General features: G+C 64.9%; 18 protein-coding genes. 6 read left to right on the top strand and 12 right to left on the bottom strand.

Going from position 1 to position 20,626, the window contains the following annotated elements:
• Window positions 1-191 precede the first annotated feature (191 nt).
• Complete coding sequence (locus AYJ57_RS24670; protein ID WP_066112156.1) at window positions 192-3,449, top strand: hypothetical protein; 3,258 nt, start codon at window positions 192-194, stop codon at window positions 3,447-3,449.
• 113 nt (window positions 3,450-3,562) lie between these two features.
• Here AYJ57_RS24670 and AYJ57_RS24665 read toward each other — a convergent pair whose 3' ends face one another.
• The 6 genes from AYJ57_RS24665 to AYJ57_RS24640 all read right to left on the bottom strand — a co-directional run bounded on the left by AYJ57_RS24665 (window position 3,563) and on the right by AYJ57_RS24640 (window position 9,448).
• The gene (locus AYJ57_RS24665) at window positions 3,563-4,270 is read right to left on the bottom strand and encodes a GntR family transcriptional regulator (RefSeq protein WP_066112153.1); all 708 of its coding nucleotides are present in this window, start codon (window positions 4,268-4,270) and stop codon (window positions 3,563-3,565) included.
• An 87-nt stretch (window positions 4,271-4,357) separates the two neighbouring features.
• A complete protein-coding gene (locus AYJ57_RS24660; RefSeq protein ID WP_066112149.1) occupies window positions 4,358-4,852 on the bottom strand; it encodes an ureidoglycolate lyase in 495 nt (164 codons plus the stop codon).
• Window positions 4,849-5,763 carry an allantoinase PuuE gene (locus AYJ57_RS24655; protein WP_066112146.1) on the bottom strand — a complete coding sequence of 305 codons (915 nt, stop codon included), beginning with the start codon at window positions 5,761-5,763 and terminating at the stop codon, window positions 4,849-4,851. The genes AYJ57_RS24660 and AYJ57_RS24655 overlap by 4 nt, the downstream gene beginning before the upstream one ends.
• A 27-nt stretch (window positions 5,764-5,790) precedes the next feature.
• Window positions 5,791-6,795 (bottom strand): ABC transporter permease, encoded by a 1,005-nt coding sequence (locus AYJ57_RS24650; protein WP_066112143.1) that lies wholly within the window; start codon window positions 6,793-6,795, stop codon window positions 5,791-5,793.
• A gap of 8 nt (window positions 6,796-6,803) precedes the next feature.
• On the bottom strand, window positions 6,804-8,345 hold the full coding sequence (locus AYJ57_RS24645; RefSeq protein WP_066112140.1) for a sugar ABC transporter ATP-binding protein: 1,542 nt from the start codon (window positions 8,343-8,345) through the stop codon (window positions 6,804-6,806).
• A complete protein-coding gene (locus AYJ57_RS24640; protein ID WP_066112137.1) occupies window positions 8,345-9,448 on the bottom strand; it encodes a sugar ABC transporter substrate-binding protein in 1,104 nt (367 codons plus the stop codon). Before AYJ57_RS24640 ends, AYJ57_RS24645 begins: the two co-directional genes overlap by 1 nt.
• Before the next feature lie 557 nt (window positions 9,449-10,005).
• On the opposite strand from AYJ57_RS24640, the gene AYJ57_RS24635 reads away from it, so the two are divergent.
• Both AYJ57_RS24635 and AYJ57_RS24630 read left to right on the top strand, forming a co-directional pair.
• On the top strand, window positions 10,006-10,323 hold the full coding sequence (locus tag AYJ57_RS24635) for a hypothetical protein (RefSeq protein WP_066112134.1): 318 nt from the start codon (window positions 10,006-10,008) through the stop codon (window positions 10,321-10,323).
• A gap of 197 nt (window positions 10,324-10,520) precedes the next feature.
• A complete protein-coding gene (locus AYJ57_RS24630; protein ID WP_066112131.1) occupies window positions 10,521-11,096 on the top strand; it encodes a hypothetical protein in 576 nt (191 codons plus the stop codon).
• 54 nt (window positions 11,097-11,150) lie between these two features.
• Here the strand turns inward: AYJ57_RS24630 and pdxA are convergent, their stop codons facing one another.
• The 6 genes from pdxA to AYJ57_RS24600 all read right to left on the bottom strand — a co-directional run bounded on the left by pdxA (window position 11,151) and on the right by AYJ57_RS24600 (window position 17,135).
• Window positions 11,151-12,140, bottom strand: coding sequence for a 4-hydroxythreonine-4-phosphate dehydrogenase PdxA (pdxA, locus tag AYJ57_RS24625; protein ID WP_066112128.1), 990 nt, complete (start codon window positions 12,138-12,140; stop codon window positions 11,151-11,153).
• A gap of 35 nt (window positions 12,141-12,175) precedes the next feature.
• Entirely contained in the window at window positions 12,176-13,156 is a 981-nt protein-coding gene (locus tag AYJ57_RS24620; protein WP_066112125.1) for a phosphoglycerate dehydrogenase, read from the bottom strand.
• Complete coding sequence (locus tag AYJ57_RS24615) at window positions 13,156-14,043, bottom strand: dihydrodipicolinate synthase family protein (RefSeq protein ID WP_066112122.1); 888 nt, start codon at window positions 14,041-14,043, stop codon at window positions 13,156-13,158. Before AYJ57_RS24615 ends, AYJ57_RS24620 begins: the two co-directional genes overlap by 1 nt.
• A 12-nt stretch (window positions 14,044-14,055) precedes the next feature.
• Window positions 14,056-15,540, bottom strand: a complete 1,485-nt coding sequence (locus AYJ57_RS24610) for a tripartite tricarboxylate transporter permease (RefSeq protein WP_066112119.1) — start codon at window positions 15,538-15,540, stop codon at window positions 14,056-14,058.
• A 138-nt stretch (window positions 15,541-15,678) separates the two neighbouring features.
• The gene (locus AYJ57_RS24605) at window positions 15,679-16,635 is read right to left on the bottom strand and encodes a tripartite tricarboxylate transporter substrate binding protein (protein ID WP_066112116.1); all 957 of its coding nucleotides are present in this window, start codon (window positions 16,633-16,635) and stop codon (window positions 15,679-15,681) included.
• Between the two features lie 44 nt (window positions 16,636-16,679).
• Complete coding sequence (locus AYJ57_RS24600) at window positions 16,680-17,135, bottom strand: tripartite tricarboxylate transporter TctB family protein (RefSeq protein WP_066112113.1); 456 nt, start codon at window positions 17,133-17,135, stop codon at window positions 16,680-16,682.
• Between the two features lie 457 nt (window positions 17,136-17,592).
• On the opposite strand from AYJ57_RS24600, the gene AYJ57_RS24595 reads away from it, so the two are divergent.
• The 3 genes from AYJ57_RS24595 to AYJ57_RS24585 are packed head-to-tail and all read left to right on the top strand — an operon-like array spanning window position 17,593 to window position 20,545.
• Window positions 17,593-18,711 (top strand): iron-containing alcohol dehydrogenase family protein, encoded by a 1,119-nt coding sequence (locus AYJ57_RS24595; RefSeq protein ID WP_066112110.1) that lies wholly within the window; start codon window positions 17,593-17,595, stop codon window positions 18,709-18,711.
• A 34-nt stretch (window positions 18,712-18,745) separates the two neighbouring features.
• Window positions 18,746-19,792, top strand: a complete 1,047-nt coding sequence (locus AYJ57_RS24590) for a four-carbon acid sugar kinase family protein (protein WP_066112108.1) — start codon at window positions 18,746-18,748, stop codon at window positions 19,790-19,792.
• 30 nt (window positions 19,793-19,822) lie between these two features.
• Window positions 19,823-20,545, top strand: a complete 723-nt coding sequence (locus AYJ57_RS24585; RefSeq protein ID WP_066112105.1) for a FadR/GntR family transcriptional regulator — start codon at window positions 19,823-19,825, stop codon at window positions 20,543-20,545.
• The last annotated feature ends 81 nt before the right edge of the window (window positions 20,546-20,626 follow it).

Here is a 20,626-nt window from a genome sequence, read left to right as displayed (position 1 = left end):
CGGCACTGATATAATTCGCGAAACCATGAGCGCATGCGATCTGCTACCTCGCGTTCCAACGCGCGCAGCGGCGGCTTTTCGCCTGCGACTGCGTCGCACGCACTCTGCATTGATAGCGGTCAATCGCTCCCAATCCGTCGGCACTACCCTTGGGAGAAACACGCCGACACCACTCAACGGGAGCGAAGATTATGGCAGCCGATTTCGATGACCTTGACGTTTTGGCGCAGCAAGAGATCGCGGCATCCGAGAGCGCTACGAATGGCAATGGCGCAAACAGTCTGAGAAACCTTATCGAACGCGGCGTGCTGGACGAGAGCGGCCGCGAGATCGGAAGCGAGTCCGCGTCTCCGGCGCCGCCCGGAGAAGCTGGGTCGGGGGTGCTCGACATCTTTGTCGAAGATGGGCTGCTTCCAGGGATCCGCAGCGCTCTCGAGCAATATATTTCCGACATCGAGCTGGAGGGCTACCAGGTCCGGGTGGTCGAGTTTGACGGCTCTGCCGAAGAGTTGCGGTCGGAACTGGAAGCGAGATGGCTCAATGACGGGCTCGAAGGGGCGCTGTTCGTCGGCGACCTGCCGGTTCAATATTTCAAATCCTACGATGGCTATGACGCCGACGGTCAGCTCGTGCGCTATCCGCATGACCTCTACTTCATGGATCTGGATGGCAGCTATTCTTTCAACGCGAGCGGGGCCGACGCCCACGTGGATGGCGACGGAGACGTCGCCCCGGAAATCTACGTGTCACGCTTGGCAGCCAGTCAGCTTGGCGGGCTGAGTAGCTCCAGCGAGACGGAATTGATCAATTCCTATTTTGCAAAGCTGCATGAGGTCAGGGCGGCGGGACGGCAATATCAGGAGCGTGCCATCTGGTTCGCCGACAACGACTGGGCGCCATACACTGGCGATCTCGAGTCCCTGACGGGGCTTTATTCCGAGGTGACCGACATCCGCGCCCTCGATGAAACCACCGTCGCAAACTATGAGGCCGCGCTACAGGAAGACGTCGAGACTTTGATCCAGCAAATCCACGCTTGGAGTTCGGGGCTCTCCATTTCTAGTCCGGGGGGCGGATTGGTCTTCTCTGCGGACGTCGTCGACCTGAACGCCCAGCCGGCCTTCATTAACCTGTTCAATTGCTCGTCCGCCGATTTCACGCAGTGGTCCAACCTCGCCTCCACTTACGTGTTCCTGAGTGACGGCGTCCTCAATACGGTCGGCAGTACAAAGACCGGATCGATGCTCAATTTCGCCGATTTCTACCGGCCGCAATCCGCAGGGCTGACGCTGGGCCAGTCGTTCCTGGACTGGTTCGAGATGCATGCCGCGGCAACGGATGAGCCAGCGCTCGACTGGAAGGTCGACTGGCACTACGGAATGACCATGCAGGGCGACCCAACCATGGGGCCCTCCGTTCTGCGGGCAATCCTGCCGGTGATCACTGGCACGGACTGCCGTGACCGGCTCGTCGGCACCGATGATGCCGAACTCATCCTCGGCCTCGGAGGACGCGACAGGATCACAGCGCTGGCCGGCGATGACCGCATCTTCGGCGGCGCGGGACGCGACACGATCCGTGCCGGCGATGGCGACGACTTCATCGACGGCGGGTCTGGACGGGATGTGATCTACACGGGGGCTGGCGCAGACACCGTCGTGATTTCAGACCTCCGAGGGTTCGATAAGCTCTATGATTTCGATATCGGCGTGGACACGCTCGTCATTGACATAGAGGGGATCACGCCGGACGATCTGAGTTTGAACAAATGGCGCTTGATGGCATCGGTCGACGGGTGCTGGACCAAACTCGCCTTCATCCCCAACGCCTACCGCGAAGGCGCAACACTCGCCGAGTTGCTCCAGCCCGAAGTGCCGGGCGATGCCTCCACGCTCTACACGCTCGACGTCGGAAGCGAAGTGCGGGGTACGCTCGATTTCCTCGAAGACCGGGACTGGTTCGGGGTCGAGTTGAGAGCAGGCGTCACCTACCGGTTCGACCTCGTGCGGGATGAGGCGTCAAGCAATCCGCTGCCCGATCCCTATTTCCGTCTCTACGACGCCGAGGGACAACTGCTTGCCGCAAACGATGACTACAGCAGTCTCAATTCCCAGCTCTTCTACACTCCGACCGAGGACGCACGGGTCTTCGCCGCAGCCGGTGCCTATGCGGACGCTTACGAAGGCGGCTACGTGCTGTCCCTCGCGGAGGCAGCCGACTTTGACGCGGTCCCCGGCGATGAAAGCACGACCGCGGAAATCGAGGTCGGCGGCGCAGCCCACGGGCGCATCGATTACCCAGGGGACGACGACTGGTTCCGCGTCGAGTTGCGGGGCGGCACAACGTACCGCTTCTATCTTAGCGCAGAGACGGGATCCGACAGCCCGCTTTGGGACCCATATTTTTATCTCTACGATGCTGAAGGCGAATTAATCGGTGCCAACGATGACACCGGCGACAGCCTGAACTCCAGCTACCAATATACCCCCGACAGCGATGAGTTGGTCTTTGCCTCGGCCCGCGCCTTCGGCGACTACGGCACCGGAGACTACGTGCTGAGCGTGGCGGAAAAAGAACTCGGTCTCTTTGGGATGCTGCAGGATGTCCCTGCCTACAACTGGTATCACGGCTGCTCGCCAACCACGGGCGGCAGTATTATCGGGTACTGGGATCTCAACGGCTATCCCGATCTCTTCGATGCCGAGGGCTGGGAGCAGATCAGTACCACACCCTCGGTGCAGGACCAGATCTCCAGCCCGGCCCACAACGCGAAATACGACCCTACGCCGGACAATCCGACGCTTCCGGTGCCTCCCTACACGTCTATCGCGGACTTCATGGGGACATCCGTTGATCCGCTGGGCTATGGCTCGACCTATGTCAGTAATTTTGACGGCGCCTACCGTGGCTATCCTGCGCTTACCGGAAGCGCCTTCTCTTCCCACACGCTCTACAATTCGGATACCGGCGAACCCGGGGGCAGCCTCTGGGAGGAATATGTGGCCGAGATCGACGCGGGCCGCCCCGTCGCCATGACCGTTGACAGCAACGGCGATGGGATCACCGATCATTCCATTCCCGGTATCGGCTATGAGGATCGCGGGGCCGATGGGGTCTGGTATGCCGCCTACACCACGTGGAGCGAAAGCGAGACCCCGATCTGGCGCGAATTCCGCCCCACCGCCCCCGGCGCCGCATGGGCCGTCAGCTATCTGACCTTCGTGCTGCCGGAGGGCGCCGAGGCCGCACCGACGGGCGATCTGGCTCTGGCGATGGCGGGCGGGGCGGAGCCGATCACCTCCGAACCGCTTACCTTTACAGAGGAGCTTCACGAAATCGCAGTGGCTCTAGAGATCGACGGAGAGCTCGGTGCCGCGGAAGAAAAGATCCTTATGCAGGCGAAACTCATCGATTTCGCGCAACCCTTCGACGATCTTTTTGTGGTCTGATACCAAAAGGAGCCTAGTGAGACGCGGCAGCTGCTCAATGGTTGAAAAGGCCGCTCGTCGGCGTCACGCCGTTGGCGACACCCGCCGCGCTCATGTCATGCACGGCGGCGGGCTCAGAGCGTGAAATACGACTGCCGCTTGCGTTCGCTGATCTCCAGCGAGGCTTCTATGTGGGCGCAATGTTCGAGGCTGATGCGTACGCAGGCGGCGGCATCCTTGCGCGCCATGGCCTCGACAAGTGCCTCATGCTCATGCGCAAGGCACACGCTGTCGCTCTTTTCATAGAGCGACTGAATCAACGACAGGCGGCGCATCAGCCCGCTCATCGTCTGCACCAGCACCTCATTTCCGGTCAGCTCTGTCAGCATCATGTGGAAATCCGCGCCGATCCGATTCACCTCGTTCGACCGCGTCTCGATCACCTCGCGCTGGCGCCGCACATGGTCGCGCAACTCGGCGATGTCGGTCTCGGTGGCGCGCATGCAGGCCAGTTCGATCACCACCGCCTCCAGCAACCGACGCGTCTCGAAGACGTCCATCGCTTCCTTCACCGTCGGCAGGCCGACGAAGGCCCCGCGATTGCGTTCAAAGACCACGACGTGCTCCGCCTCAAGCCGCTCAAGCACGCGCCGCAGCCGTGTGCGGGGCACACCAAAGCTGCGGGCGATCTGCACCTCGTTGAGATGCGCGCCGGGACGCAGTTGCTTGTCGATGATGGCGTCGACGATCCGGTCGTAGATCCTTTGCTCGATCGCCTGTTTGTCGGCGCCCGTGCCATTGCCGTCTGCCTCCGGCGTCTCGAGCGTCGTCGTTTCCTTCATGCGGACTTCCCCAATTTTCCGGACTTCCCCAATTTTCGCCATCCGGCCCCGGACAGCAGTCTAGCCGCCCCCTTCGCGAGGCGCATCCTATTTCGCAGCAAGGGAAATGCCGGGCGGTAGCTCGGACCATTCCTCGTCGCCGGGGCCCGCAGCCCCCTCCTGCCCCGCCGTGTACATGAATACCGCGAAACGGCCAGCCTTCTCCGGGACCGCCAGTGGCGCGTGCCAACTGCCGGCATGATAAATCAGCGCCACCGTGCCGGGCACACGCCAAGCGCGCAGTGTCTTGGGATCGGGGGCACCGTCTCCACCGTCTCGCGCAACCGCGATCACATAGTCCGCCCCGTCGAGTGGAATGAAGGACTGCGAGGACTGCGGATGCCGCTCCATCTTCGGCAGGTCCAGCGGCAACGCTGCCGGTGCCGCCATCACCACGTCGAGCCGGGGCTGCGCGCCAGCGCCGCGCCCGTTGGTTAACTGCGGGCTCCAACCCAGCCGTTGGCCGGGCTGCTCCGGCAGCGCGAAGCTCGCGCCAAACTCGGCAAAGGCCTCGGGCTCGAAGGGCTCGATGACGACAATCACGCCGCCGCCTCCGGCGGATGGCGTTGCAGCCAGTGCCGGGCAATATCCACGCGCTTGCAGATCCAGACCTCCGGCTTCGAGCGAGCGTAGTCGAGGAAGCGCGCAAGGCCGGATGCCCGGCCCGGATGACCGACAAGGCGCATGTGCAGCCCGACGTTCATCATCTTCGGCGTCGTGGCGCCCTCTTCGAGCAACATGTCGAAGGATTCCTTGAGACTGCGGTAAAAGCTTTCCCCGTCGCTGAGATTGCCGGTCGACCATTTCAGATCGTTGTTGGTCAGCGTGTAGGGCACGACGAGGCGTGGCGCGCCATCCTGCTCGACGTAGAACGGCAATTCATCGGCGTAGCTGTCGCTGTCGTAGAGAAAGCCGCCATGCTCGGTAACGAGGCGCCGGGTGTTCACGCTTGGGCCATAGCGGCAGTACCAGCCATCGGGTGCCTTGCCGACCGTCTTTTGCAGGCTGGTGACAGCCCGCGCGATATGCGCGCGCTCTTCGGCCTCGCTCAGTTTGTAGTGCTCGACCCAGCGCCAGCCGTGACAGCAGATGTCGTAATCGGCGGCAGCAATCGCGCGCGCCGCGTCGGGGTTGCGTTCCAGCGCCAGCGCGCAGGCGTAGATGGTCATCGGCAGCCCGCGCGACTGGAACAGTCGGTGCAGGCGCCAGAATCCGACCCGGCTGCCGTATTCGAACATGGATTCCGCTGCGAGGTCGCGCGCGCCCTGCGGCACCGAGCTTGGTGCCTCGGTCAGCCCGGCATCGCTGAGCCCGTCGCCGAGATCGAGCGCGTATTCCGAGCCTTCCTCATAATTCAGCACGAAATTCAGCGCGAGCTTCGCACCATTCGGCCACTCCGCCTGAGGCGGGTGTTCGCCATAGCCGATGAAATCGCGTTCAAGGCTGTTGAGCATGATCTTGATCCGTCTTTCTTATAATTTTCAGAAGTCTTGCTGCTGGCGTCCACGCACCAACTGCGACAGGCAGACCGCGATGACGAGCGCGCCGCCGTAGAACATTTCTTGGATGAACGAGCCGTAACCGAGGAACACGAGGCCGGTGATCCCGGTCACGAGGAAATAGACCGCCAGCGTAGTGCCCCACGGGTTGAAGCGTCCTGGCATGATCGAGGTTGATCCCAAGAAGGCCGCGGCAAAGGCCGGAAGCTGATAGCTGACGCCTGAAACCGGGTCCGCCGCGCCTTGGGTGCCGGTGTAGAGCACCCCGGCAAAGGCGGCGAAGAAGCCCGAACTCATCAGACAGAGCACCCGCGTCCGGTCGGTGTTGATCCCCGAAAGCCGGGCCACGTCGCGCCCCCGCCCGACAAAGAGGATGCGCCGCCCGAACGAAGTGAACTCGAAGCAGTACCAAAGCACCGCGGCCAGCGCGATCGCGTAGTAGAACTCCAACGGGATGCCGAAGAGCCGGGTGACGATCACAGCGTTGACCAGCTTCTGGTCGATGCCGCTGATGGTCATCGAATTGCTGACCCAGAGCGTCACACCATGCAGGAAGGTTCCGCTGCCCAGCGTGACGATCAGCGAATGGATGCGGAACACCGTCATGATCATGCCGTTGATGAAGCCGACCAGCGTGCCGACAGCCAGCGCGATCAGGATGGCCCAGCCGATGCCGACCCCGTGGTTCACGTTGAGCACGGCGATGGTCATCGCCGAAAGCGTCATTGTATAGGCGGCAGACATGTCGAAATCATTGGCCGAGAGCGGCAGCAGCAGCCCCAGAGCCATGACCACAAGAACCGCCTGCGAGCCAAGGATGGTCGAGATGTTGCCCCAGGTCAGGAAGGTCTCGGGGCGCAGGTAGCCGAACCATGCGATCATCGCGAACCAGACGATCAGCAGCCCGAACCGCTCTAGAAACCGGACGAGGCTGCGGGTCCGGGACTGTTGGGACGTCTCCGCCCCGTCTATGCTTTGCAGTGTCATGGCGGGTCTCACATGTTGGATGCGTTAAGGCTGGCTTCGGCGATCGACTGCTTGTCGATCTCGCCGCCCACCAGCGTTCTGACGATGCGGCCTCGCGAGAAGATGAGGACGCGGTGGCAGATGGCGGCCAGCTGCTCGTAATCGGAACTGGCGCAGGCGACCGCCGCCCCGCCCGAGGCAATGGATTGGATACGGTTGAACACGGTCTGCCTTGCGCCGACGTCCACGCCCTGCGTCGGTTCGTCGAGCAAGACCAGCCCGGGGTTCATCTGCAGCCATTTGGCGAGCACCACCTTCTGCGCGTTGCCGCCACTGAGCGAGGCCATCGGCAATGCCGGATCGCCTGCTGGGCGCACGTCGTACTCGGTCATCAGCGCACGGGCGCTGCCGCGCATCGAGCGCCGCCGCAGCCACCATGTGCCCAGATCGCGCCCGAGCCGGGGCATGGTGATATTGTCGGTGATCGGCAGCGCTCCGATGGCGCCTGCCTTGGGCCGGTCCGAGGGGATCAGCACAATGCCGGCGTCGATCGCGGCGGCCGGGGAGATGGCCGCGACGTCCATGGTTCTGCCGTCCAGAACCAGTTCGCCCGTCCCCGCCTTGGCGCCATAGACCAGATAGGGCACCTCGTCATAGCCCGAGCCGATCAGCCCGGTCAGACCCAGCACTTCGCCGGCGGCAACCGAGAAATCGAGCCCGCTGACCGTCTCGCCGCTCAGCCCGCTGACCGATGCCCGCTCAGTGCGCGCGCCGCTCAACTGCGACGGCGGTGCCGCCAGTTCCAGCTTGCGCCCGACGATCGCGGTGATGAAATCCTCGCGGTTCGCTTCGGCGGTGGTCAGCCGCGCCGAGACCGCGCCGTTCTTGAGAATTGTCGCGCGGTCGGTGATCTCCATCACCTCGTCGACGTCATGCGACACGAAGATCACGCTGGATCCCGCGCGCACCACGGTGCGCACCAGCCCGAACAGTTGCTCGACGTCGCGCTGCGGAAGGAAGGGCGTCGGCTCGTCGAGGATCAGCAGCCCGCCGCCCGCGCCATGCCCTTCAATCACCTCGGCAGAGGCGCGGACGATCGCGATGAGCGCGCGCTGCACCGGCGAGAGCTTCGAGACTTCGGTGCCGGGATCGACATCCACCTCGTAGCGCTGCAGCAACGCGCGTATGCGCCGCGTCTCATGCCGCCAGTTCACGGCAAGGCGGTTTTGCAGCGCGAGTTCCTTGATCAGCATGTTCTCGGTGACGGTGAGCGAGGGGATCAGCCCCAGATGCTGGTGCACGAAGCTGATCGGCAGGCTGGCAAGCGCCGCCTGCGTCAGCTCCACCTCGCGCCCGTTCACCCAGAGGCTGCCGCCGGGATCCGGCGGGTGAAACCCCGCCAGAACCTTGATCAGCGTCGATTTCCCCGACCCGTTCTGCCCCAGCAGCCCGTGCACTTCGCCCGGAGCAATCGACAAGGCGGCCCGGTCGAGCGCCCGGTGCCCGCCGAAGGTCTTGGAGACCCCCTCGCAGCGCAGCACCGGGGTCGGATCGCTGACGGCCTGCAGCATCAGTTCAGCTGCCACAGCTCGTCAAAACCGGCTTGGTAGGCGTCGCCATAGCCTTTCGACAGCTCCGGCGGCGACCCCGCGTCCATGGCGTTGGCTTCGGTGAACATCATGAAGGGGATCTTCGGATCATCGATCTCTTCTTCACCGCAGAGCAGACGCATCTCCGAGTCCATGACCGAGTGCGCGATCCAGTCGAGGTTCTCGCCGATGTCCATCTCGACCTGCCCCTTCTGAACCATACCCAGAACGAAGGGAGTGCCGTTGAAGGCGTTGATGTTCAGCCGGTCCTGCGAGCCGGTGATGGTCACAGCGGGCAGCACGAATTGCGACATGCTGTCATAGATGACGATGATGTAGTTCACTTCGGGGTTCGACATCAGCGCCGATTGCACGCCGGGGGTGATGCGGGTCGCCCAGTCGGTGCCGATATAGTCGAGGAACTGAGCCTTGCATGTCTCGCATTTCTCGAGCTCGGCCTTGATCCCCGAAACCATGGAGTCGGTCGACAGAGGGCCGCTCGAGATCAGCACGAGCGCGTTGAGATCGCCCTCGGTGCTGACCACCGCGTGATCGACCAGCAGCGCGCCGGCTTTGTAGTAGTCGATCGGCACGTCGCTGTCGGCGATCTCGCGGATCTCTTCCGATTGCTCCATGCCGTTGTTGTGCGAGGCCACCACCTTGATCCCGGCCGCCTGTGCCGCTTCGATCTGCGGTTTCAGCACGCGCGGGTCGACGCCGCCCAGAAGGTCGATGAGATCGACGCCCTGATTGATCGCGGTCTCGATGCCCTGCGCCCATTGCGAGACCTGCCCTTGGTTTTCCCAAGTGGTGAACTCGAAACCGACTTTCTCGGCGACGCCAGCCATCGCCTGCTCGATGTTCGAGGTGAAGGGGTTGGCGCTCGATTGAGGGATGCTGAAGACCTTCTTGTCCGCCATGCAGGATTTTGCATCAAAGGTCGGCCCCGGTGCCTCGAAGCTCGGCTTGCCCGCATAGGGGGCAATCTGCTCTTCGAAATACGCGAGGTCTTCCGCTTGGGCGAAGCTCGCGCTCAGCGTTACGGCAGCGGCCGCAAAACTTGCCAATGCAATGTATTTGCTCACTTTAATCTCCTGTCGGATGGGCGGAAAAGACTTTGCAAAGTCGCCGCCATTTTTGTTGTCATGATTGTCAGCAATTTCTTCGTCACTTATGCAGGCATAAATTTGCAAGGTAAAACTCTACAAAGTTGCCACCCCTTCGCCGCAAGCAGGAGCTTCGGCGCAAAATTGGGCAGAGCACGCCCTTAGCGGGCGCGCCGCAACGGCACTCCCGTTCCACCGCGCCTCTGGGTTGAAACCGCCGAAGCCGATGTCATGCGATCATGGAGAATGTGATGGAGGGCTGCCTTACGCGGCAGCCCGCCGCCGGTGACGCAAGCCGCGCCCAGACGACAAAACGCCTTGGCGCCGCTCGGCCGCCAAGGCGAAAGGTCCTGAAATAGGGTGCGGCGCTTCCCACTCCGGAAACCATTTAACAAAACACTGACTAAAGGACGCCGCGTTCTACCGGTAGCATGGGTGGGCAGGCTCGCCAAGAGATTATCATTTTGATAAATTCAGTTCCGGCCCGACCGTGACATTTGTTGACGTCGCGCGCGGGCTGTAGGAACAATGGCGCCATGGACAAGCTCAGCTCAATTCTGCAACTGCGTGAAATGCTTCGGCAACTCGAGCGCGATGTCGGCCTCGAGGATCTCAGCCGCTTCGAGCGCGACGTGCTGCTGGCGGCGCATGGGCTGTGCGAGCGTCCGGGCGATGTCATCAGCTCCGAGCAAATCCGCGAGCATACGCTGGTGCGTCCCGCCGCGCAGGCGACCTTTTACCGCGCCATCCGCACGCTGCTGGAACGCGGGTTGCTGGAACGCGCCGCCGACACCAAGGCGAAATCCTACGTAGTGCGCAGCGATCTGGTGGGCTCGCCCCTGCCGCTTCCTTGACGCGCGGCTCTAGGGGCCTGCTTTAAGGGACCGCTCTTAGGCGCAGGCCTTGCTCCTCAGACCGAGCCCGGCGCATTCGCGCAAAGGCGGCCTGTCCCGACCGCCAAGTCAAAGAGAATTGCGCGTTACCTTACGATGCCTTACCGAGGGTGAACCGAGCCTTGGCATCCTGCGCGCTTACCCTCTGAGACCCGGACGTGACGAAACTTCTGAACATTGCGGTTGTGGCCCTGGCCTACATCCTTGCCCATGGGCTCACGGCGGTGCTGATCACACCGCTGCAATCGCGGCTGCTGCCGGACATCACCGTCTTTGCCAGCCTCGTCTATCTGCCGCATGGGGTGCGCGTGCTGTCCACATGGCTGATGGGGCGCATCGCCTTTGTGCCGCTGTGCATCGGCGCCTTTCTGTCGGAAGTGCTGTTCACCCCGGCAGAGGTCAGCAGCGCCACCGACCCGGTGATCCTGCTGTCGATCGCCGTTGGCGCGGCCTCGGCGCTGCTTGCCTTCGAGGGGCTGGCGCTGGCGGGATACCGGCTTTATGCCCGGCAACAGCGCGAGATCCACTGGAAGTGGCTGCTGCTGGCGGGCACGCTGGCTTCGGTGATCAATTCGGTGGGCCAGTCGCTGGTGTTCTCGGGCGACATGCTGCCCGATCATTCCTTTGCGGTGCTGGCGGTCTATGCGCTGGGGGATCTGATCGGGCTGATCGTCACCACCTTTGCGCTGATGCTGATCTTTCGCTGGTTCCGGATCGTCGGCGCAAAGCGCTGATCCGCCGCCGCGCCCATCCGGTGACGGGCGCAGCGACGGGCCTTGGACACAAGATCAGGCGGCGAGCTTGCGCTTGGCGGCGGCCAGCTTGCCCGCGTAATCCAGCGCGGCGAGCATATTGACGTGGTTGGCCTTGCCACTGCCCGCGATGTCGAAGGCGGTGCCATGGTCCACCGAGCACCGGTCGATCGGCAGCCCCAGCGAGACGTTCACCGCCGTGTCGAAGGCGATCAGCTTGATCGGGATGTGGCCCTGATCGTGATACTGCGCAATCACCAGATCGAAGGCCCCGGTGTTGGCGCGGTGATAGACCGTATCGGCCGAGATCGGCCCCTGCACGTTGATGCCTTCGGCCTTGGCCATCTCGACACCGGGGGCGATCTGCTTGTCGTCCTCGCTGCCAAAAAGCCCGCCCTCGCCGCAATGCGGGTTGATCCCGGCGACCGCGATGCGCGGGTTTTCCAGCCCCATGCGGCGCAGGTGATTGTGGCCAACGCGGATCGTTTCCAGCACCCGCTCGGGGGTGGCGCGGGTGATCGCATCCTTCAGCGACACATGCGTCGAGACATGCAGCACGTTGAGCGTCGGCGAAGCCAGCAGCATCCAGCTCGATTTGCAGCCGGTGAGATGCGCCAGCATGCCGGTGTGCCCGTCATAATGGTGCCCCGCCGCGTTCAGCGCCGCCTTGTTGATCGGCGCGGTGACGATGCAGGACGCCGCGCCCGAACTGGTCAGCTCGACCGCCTTGTTGATGTATTGGAACGAGGCCTCGCCGCAGGCCTCCGACAGCACGCCGAAGCTGCCGGGCAGCCCGTCCACGGGCACATGGATGACCTGCAGCGCCGCCTCGGGGCCGCTGCCCTGCGGGCGCAGCGCCAGATCGAGATCGCAGGCGCGGATCGCGCGCTGCAGCGTGTCCTCGTCCCCGATCACGGCGTAGCGGGCGCGCTCTGCGGGCGAGAGCCCGGCCATGGCCTTGACGGTGACCTCGGCGCCAACCCCGGAAGGGTCGCCCATGGTGATGACAATCGGTTTGTCGGACATAACGTCCCTCCAGCGAGTGTTCGGGGCAGGCCGCCTCAGCGGGCGGCCAGTTCCTTGGTGTTGAGACAGCGCGGCGGCATGTCCCCGGCAAACAGCGCATCGAGGCTTTCGATCACCATCAGGCCGACGTTTTCCAGCGCCTCCTTGGTATCGGCCCCGGAGTGCGGCGTGAAGACCGCGTTCGGATGCGCGAACACCGGGTGCGACACGTCCGGCGGCTCGGAGACATAGGCGTCGATCGCCACCCCGCCGAGCGTTCCGGCCTCCAGCGCTGCGGCCACCGCGTCGAGATCGACCACCTCGCCACGCGCGAGGTTGATCAGCTTGGCACCGGGTTTCATCAGCGTCAGCGTTTCGGCGTTGATCAGCGCGGCATTGCCCTCGCCGCCGAAGACATGCAGCGAGACATAATCGGCCCGCGCCAGCAGATCCTCAAGCGGCAGGAAAGTGACGCCATGCTCTGCGGCAAAACCCTCATCGGGGTATTTGTCGGTGGCCACCACCGTCATCCCCAGACCCAGCGCCAGCTTGGCCAGCCGCTTGCCGATGTTGCCGAGGCCCACGATGCCGAGCGTCTTGCCGCCCAGCTGCGTGCCGATGCGCCGTTCCCAGCCGCCAGAGGTGACCGAGCCGTGGCCCTGCGGGATCCAGCGCGCCATCGAGAACATCAGCCCCACCGCAAGCTCGGCCACCGCGTCGGCATTGGCGGCGGGCGTGTTGCAGACCGGCAGCCCCGCGGCGGTGCAGGCGGGGATGTCGATATTGTCGACGCCCACACCATGTTTGACCACCGCGCGCAGGTTCTGGCCCTGCGCCAGCGTCTCGGCGCTCACCGGCACGAGGCCCACCACCAGCGCGTCGGCGCGGGCGATATGCTCGGACAGGCCGCCGTCGGGCTTGCTGGTGTCGGTGCAGCGGATGAACTCCCAGCCGCGCGCCGCGATCAGCTCGGGCACCCGGCCATGTTTGCCAAAGCCCGGCGAGGTGGTGACGACAACGGGTTTAGGGCCAGCCATCAGATCAGCTCGTATTTGCGCAAGATCGCTTCGATCTGCTTGTCCTGCTCGGGATCGGGCAGCAGCGCGGGCTGGCGCGAGGCGCCGACGGAAGGGTCCATCACCCACAGCGCGCGCTTCACCAGCGCGGGCGGATAGCCCAGCTTGTAAAGGTCGGTGCGGAAGCTGCCATAGGTGTCCTGCGCCGCCGCCGCGCCCGCCTCGTCGCCAGCGTTGAAGCAAGTGACGATCCGCGCCAGCACCTCGGGCATGACGTTGCCAAGGCCAGAGATCGCGCCCTTGGCGCCGTTCTGGAACGCCCAATGCACCAGATGGTCGGGGCCGGAATAGACGTCGAACGCCTCTTCCTCGCGGCCCACGGCCATATACTGCTCGAGCGTTTCCTGCGCGCCGCCGCTGTCCTTGATGCCCGCGATATTGGGGTGCTTGGCCAGCGCCCGCGCGGTCTCGGGCTCGATGTGGTTCTGGGTGCGCGCGGGGATGTCGTAAAGATAGACTGGCGTGCTCACCGCATCGGCGACGGTGGTGAAATGGCGGATCAGACCGTCTTGGGTGCAGGCGATGAAAAACGGCGTGATCACCGCGATCCCATCGACGCCGATCCGGTCGAACTCTTTCGACAGCGCCACGGTCTCGAAGGTTGCGGGCATCCCGGCGTTGACGATGACCTTGGCGCGGCCATCCACCTCGGCCACCACCTCCTCGGTCAGCTTCACCTTCTCGTCGAAGGTCAGCGCCGAGAAATCGCCGTTGGTTCCCGCGCACATGATGTTGTTGCCAGCGGCGACCTGACGGCGCACCTGCGCGCGGGTGGCCTCAAAATTGATCGTCTCATCGTCGTTGAAGCAGGTGACCAGCGCGACGAAGGCTTCTTTCTGCGAACTCATGCGTTCTCCTGATTATTGGTGTTGCGCGGCACGCTTGCGAACGATCGCGCGCGAGATGAAGGGCCATGCCGCCGAAAGGACAGTGAGCCCGAGGAACAGCAGGGTGATCGGCGTCGAGATGAACGAGAGCACATTGTCGTCGTTCTGCAGCAGGCCGCGGCGCAGGTTGGATTCCAGCAGCGGCCCGAGGATCAGCGCGATACAGAGCGCCGCCTGGCTGAAGCCGAATTTCTGCATCCCCCAGCCCAGCACGCCAAAGCCCACCATCGTGTAAAGGTCGACCGGGTTGAGGTTGATCGAGAAGGCCCCGATGAAGCAGAACACCACGATCGACATGGCCAGCAGGCGGCGCGGGATCATCAGGATGCGGCTGAAGACCGGGATCAGCGCCATGCCAAAGATGAACATGAAGATGGTGGCGATAAAGGTGCCGCCGAACATGCCGACCACCACATCGGGGTTGGTCTGGAACAGCATCGGTCCCGGCGCGAGCCCTTGGATCAGCAGCCCGCCCATCAGCACGGCGGTCACCACGTCTCCGGGGATGCCAAGCGCCAGCAGCGGGATCAGCGCCGCGGCGCAGACCGCGTTATTGGCCGATTCCGTGGCGGCGATGCCGGGGGCGTAGCCGGTGCCGAATTTCTCGGGGGTGTTCGAGGCGCGGCGCGTCTCATTGTAGGAAATCCACGAGGCGGTGCCCGAGCCGGTGCCCGGCACGATGCCGATCAACGTGCCGATGAGCGAGCCGCGGATCAGCGCGCCCTTGCTCTCGGACATCTCGGCGCGGGTCGGCCAACGGCCGGTGGCGCTTTTGATCGGCTCTTCGCCGACGGCGATCCGCTCCATCTGGGTGAACACCTCCGAGAGCGCGAACAGGCCGATCAGCGCCGGGGTGAAGGCAAAGCCCGAGGCAAAGCCCTGAATGTCGAACGTATAGCGCATGACGCCCGAGATCGGATCGGCGCCGACGGTCGAGATCAGGATGCCCAGCAGCCCCGAGATCGCCCCCTTCAGCAGATCGCCCGACAGCGAGGCGATGATCGTCAGGCCAAACAGCGCCAGCGCGAAATATTCCGCCGCGCCAAACTTCAGCGCGATGCCCGCCAGCTGCGGCGCCAGCGTCGCCAGCACCACCGCCGCGATCAGCCCGCCGATGGTCGAGGCGATGGTCGCCATGCCAAGTGCCCGGCCCGCCGCGCCCTTTTGCGCCATCGGGTAGCCATCCAGCACCGTCGCCGCCGAGGCCGGGGTGCCGGGGGTGCGCAGCAGGATCGACGAGACGCAGCCGCCGTAGATGCCGCCGATATAGATGCCGATCAGCATGTTGAGACCCATCACCGGCGTCATGCCGAAGGTGAGCGGGATCAGCAGCGCCACCCCCATCGTCGCGGTGAGCCCCGGCAGCGCGCCGATGACCAGACCGCCGAAGGTTCCAAGCGCGATGGTCAGCAGGACCTGCGGCTCGAAGAGAGGTGCGAGAAAGGCGATTGTGTCCATGACAACCCTGCAGCTGAGTGGGTCCGCCGCTGCCGGCGGCTGAGTGGATAGGCCGCTGCCGGCGGCTGGGAAAGGCAGGGACCGGGGCACAGCATGCCCCGGTCCGGGGACGGGTGCCGGGGCGCGCCCGGCGCCGCGTCAGTTGTTCATGCCGAGCATGTCGAGCTTCTCAAGCACGGCGCGGGTGGTTTCCATGTCCTTGCGGGCACGGGCCTCAAAGGCCTCGCCATCCTCATAGGTCACGAACTCGCCCATGTCGGTGAGGGTCTTCTTGAACTCCTCATCATTGGCCAGCTCTTCGACCGCGCCGCGCAGCCATGCGAGGGTTTCCTCGTCCATGCCCTTCGGGCCGATCAGGCCTTTCCACGACGACCAGGTGAAATCGACACCCTTTTCAACCGCGGTGGGCGTGTCGGGAAAGAGGTCGATGCGCTCGTCTTCCATGACGAAGAGCGGCGTCATCTGGCCCGACTCCGAGGCGGCTTTGGCTTCGGCGGGCGAGGCCACCATCGCGTCGATATGGCCGCCGATGCAGGCAGTGCGCGCCTCGGACGAGCCGTTGAACGGCACCGACTCGATGCTGATGCCCGCGGCATCGGCAAAAGCTTCGGCCGAGATCTGGTTCGCGCCGCCAGCGCCCGAGTTGCCGACCTGCGGCTTGCCCGATTTGGCGTACTCGATGAAGGCGTCGTAATCGGCGAAGGGCGCATCGGCGCAAGCCACCATGACCTGCAGCGAGCGGGCATAAAGACCGATGAATTCCACGTCGTCGAGCTGATAGTCGGTGCCGCCGATCAGCGGCTTGATCACCAGCGGACCCTGCGCGCCTGCGCCAAGGGTGTAGCCGTCAGCGCGGGCGTGGATCGCCGCCGAAGAGCCGATCGCGCCGCCGCCGCCGGGCTGGTTGCGCACCACCATCTGGCCGTCTTTCAGACGCTCGAAGGCATCGGCCACCACGCGCATCGACAGGTCGGTCGAGCCGCCCGCGGAATAGGGCACCACGACCTGAACCGGGCGCTTGGGGAAATCCGCGGCCAGCGCCGCACCCGCAGTTGCCGTGGCCAGCGCGGCCCCGATGAGTGTTGTCTTGAGCATGAAGTCTTCCTCCCTTCAGTATGGTTGTGTTTGGCCGGTCGCGCCTAGGGCAGCCAGACCGACAGCAGTTCGGTGAACCCGAAGTAGATCGCCAGCGTCATGCCGACGGGAAACAGCACGACGAGCAGCCAGTTGCGCTCGCCCAGCAGGATCAGCCCGACGATGAAGGCAACCAGCGTCGAGGGCAGATAGCCCACCGGCATGAAGGCGACGGCGTAGCAGATCATCAGCAGGGTAAAGCCCGCCATGGCGGCCAGCGTGCGCTTGCCAGGCATGGTGATGTCGGTCTCGGGGTCATGCTCGGCGCGCAGCGCCCGCACGATCAGCAGCACCGACAGCACCGAAACGAGGCCGATCACCAGCCACGGCACAAAGCTCGGCCCAGCGGCGCTCGAGTTGAAACCCTGCTTGATGTAGGTGGCGCGCCAGCCGGCGAAGCCGCAGAACAGCAGCAGGCCGCTGCCGATCCAGAGATCTGCCTTTTGCTCGCGTAGGATCATCTGCCACTCCTCCCTTGGACAGCGGGCCCTGGTCGTGGGGCCGCGTCGGAACCCGCCTGCAACATGGCCGGAACTTGTCGGGCAAAATGCAGGCGAGATGACAACATGTCAATTCATAAACCGAAAATTCTGCAGAAACACCCGTGACGGCGGGTATCTCAGGCTGTCACCCGACCCCAAACACACAGTAAAAACGCGATATAACCACTGGTTATCTCACATTTCCGCGACCGATCGCTCTTTTGGGATGGGCGCCGCGCCCGTGATCCCGCCAAAGTTACTATTTGACAACTTGTAAAACTTACGCCAGTTCTGAGCCCAAGCGAGCCTGCGGCCCCGCGCCAGCGGCGACTCGAACACGCAAGACCACACGCAAGAACATGGGCGCGCCACGACGACCAAACCCGCGCCCCAAACGATCAAGGGCGCGACCGCGCACCCAGAGGAGGACCCCGCCATGCATGACCTGACCACCCCGATCGAACTGCGCCGCCCCGCGCTGATCCACTACGGCAGCGGCACGCTGGAAAAGCTCGCCGAGTGGGTGGCCGCCTCTGGCTATAAGGCGCCTTTCGTGGTGGCCGATCCGGTCAACGCCGCGCGGCTCTCGGTGCTTGGTCTGGGCGAGGTTGGCTGTTTCGGCACCGTGGTGCCCGAGCCCGACAGCGACAACCTTGCCGCGGCGGTCGCGGCGGCGGGCGGCGCCGATCTGGTGATCGGCTTCGGCGGCGGCTCTGCGATGGATCTGGCCAAGCTGGTGGCGGTGATGGTCGGCCAGCCGCTCGGCCTTGCCGAGATCAGCGGCCCCAACCGCGCCCCCGCGCGCAAGGTTGGCCTCGTGCAGATCCCCACCACCGCGGGCACCGGGTCCGAGGTCGGCACCCGCGCGCTGGTCACCGACCCCGCCACCAACAGCAAGATCGCCACCGAAAGCCCGCATATGCTGGCCGATCTGGCGATCATCGACCCCGATCTGACCATGAGCGTGCCCGCCCATGTGACCGCCGCCACCGGCGTCGACGCCATGGCCCATTGCGCCGAGGCGTTCACCTCGAAGCGCGCCCATCCGCTGATCGACGGCTATGCGCTGCAGGGGATTGAACTGGTGGGCCGCTACCTGCGCCGCGCCGTCGAGAACGGCGGTGACACCGAGGCCCGCGCCGGCCTGTCGCTGGCGGCCTTTTATGGCGGTATCTGCCTTGGGCCGGTGAACACCACCGCGGGCCACGCGCTCAGCTACCCGCTCGGCACCCGCTACAAACTGCCGCACGGGATCGCCAACGCGCTGATCTTCCCGCATGTTCTTGCAGCAAACGCCGAGGCACAGCCGGAAAAGACCGCGCTGATCGCCAAGGCGCTGGGGTTCGAAGCGGGCAGCGAGGCCGCGATCCGCGAGGGCGCCACCGCCTTCTGCGCCGCGCTTGGGCTCGACATGCGGCTGCGCGCGCATGGGGTGGCCGAGGATGATCTGGGGTCCATGGCCGAAGAGGCGCATGCGATCCGCCGCCTGCTCGACTGGAACCCGCGCGATCTGTCGGTCGGGGAGATCGAGGAGATTTACCGCCGCGCCTACTGACCGGCGCGGGGTCAAGGGCATCGAGGGAGGAGAGATGCGCAAACGGGTGCATATCGTCGCCGACGACCTGACCGGCGCGCTCGACAGCGCCGCCACTTTCGCGGCGCGTGGCGCGCGGGTGCGGGTCGCCTGCCGCCCTGCCGATCTGCCCGAGGCGCTGGCCTCCGAGGCCGAGGTGATCGCCGTCGCCACCGGCACCCGCGACGGGCCGGAGGCCGAGGCGATCCAAATCGCGCGTCAGGTGGCGGGCGCGCTGTCGGGCCAAGACGGCATTCTTTTCAAGAAGATCGACAGCCGCCTCAAGGGCCATATCGGCGCGGAACTGGCAGAGCTGGCGGCCCCCGGCGCGCCGCTGGTGGTCAACCCGGCGATCCCCAAGCTCGGACGGCACTGCCTTGGCGGCGCGGTCACCGGCGCCGGGGTGGACACGCCCATTCCCATAGCCCCGCGCCTTGGCCGCGCCATCGCCGTGCCCGACACCCGCAGCGCCGAGGATCTGGACGCGCAGCTGCCCGACACGCTGGACGGCGCCGTTCTGGTCGGGGCCGCGGGTCTGGCCGAGGCGCTGGCGACCCGGCTCTGGCCACACCCCGACACGCCTACGCCCGCCGCTTCCGCGCCGCTGCCGCTCACCCGCCCTGCCCTGCTGGCCATCGGCTCGCGCGATCCGGTGACCGGCGCGCAGCTCGAGGCGCTGCAAGACGTGCCGCTGCTGCCCGCGCCCAATGGCGCCAGCCCCACGCTGCCCGGTCCCGCCGAGGCGCCGCTGCTGGTGATCCGCATGACCCCGGGCGAGACGGTGATCCCCGGCGCCGAGGCGGGCGCCGCCTTTGCCCGCACCATCGCCGCGGCGCAGGCGCATCTGCAGCCCGCCACGCTGTTTGCCTGCGGCGGCGAGAGCGCCGCGGCGCTGCTGGCGGATCTGGGGATCGGACAACTGGACGTCTTGGGCGAGGCTCTGCCCGGTGTGCCGGTCTCGCGCCCCGCCAGCGGCGATACATTCACACTAGTGACCAAATCCGGCGGCTTCGGCGCCCCCGACACTTTGGTCAAACTTGTAAAAATGCTGGCGAGCGACTAATCCCTTTACGCTCAGGACGAGGCAGGGCTGATGGCGACAGGCAAAACGAAGACGCGAATGCCCCTTGCGGACAAGGTGTACCATTCGCTGCACGCGCGGATCGTCAACGGCGAGTATCCCGCCAACGAAAAACTCCCCGCCGAAATGCAGCTGGCCGAGGAATTCGGCGTCTCGCGTCCGGTGCTGCGCAGCGCGCTGGAAAAGCTGCGCGAAGAGGGCATGGTGGTCTCGCGTCAGGGCGCGGGCAGCTTCGTGCGCGCCAATGTCTCCCCGGCCCCGCTGGGCTTTTCCAAGGTCGAGACGCTGGCCGACATCCAGCGCTGCTACGAGTTCCGCATCAATCTCGAAACCGAGGCCGCCGCGCTGGCCGCCGAGCGCCGCAATGCCGAGCTTCTGGGCGAGATCGAAAAGGCGCTGGACCTGCTGCGCGCCGCCACCGGATCGCTGCAGCACCGCGAGGACGCGGATTTCATGTTCCACGGCAGCATCGCCCGCGCCTCGAACAACCAGTATTTCGAGGCCACCTTCCGCGCCCTGCGCGACCATGTGAACGTCGGGATGAAGCTGCACGGCGAGTCGCTGATGAACGACGGGCGCAAGGGGCTCGAAGAGGTGCTGGACGAGCACACCCGCATCTATGAGGCGATCGGCGCGCAGGACCCCGAGCGCGCCCGCACCGAGATGCGCATCCACCTAGAGCATTCGCGCGACCGGCTGTTCGGCGGCGGGCTGCTGGACCTGTCGCTGCGCTGAGCCGCCGTCCGCCCTCGCCGCACATAAACCCGCGCATAAAAAGGGGCGCCCGCGGCTGACACGGGACGCCCCAGAAAACCC

The organism is Salipiger sp. CCB-MM3 (assembly GCF_001687105.1).
Taxonomy (GTDB): domain Bacteria; phylum Pseudomonadota; class Alphaproteobacteria; order Rhodobacterales; family Rhodobacteraceae; genus Salipiger.
This window is presented reverse-complemented; position numbering and strand designations above follow the sequence as displayed.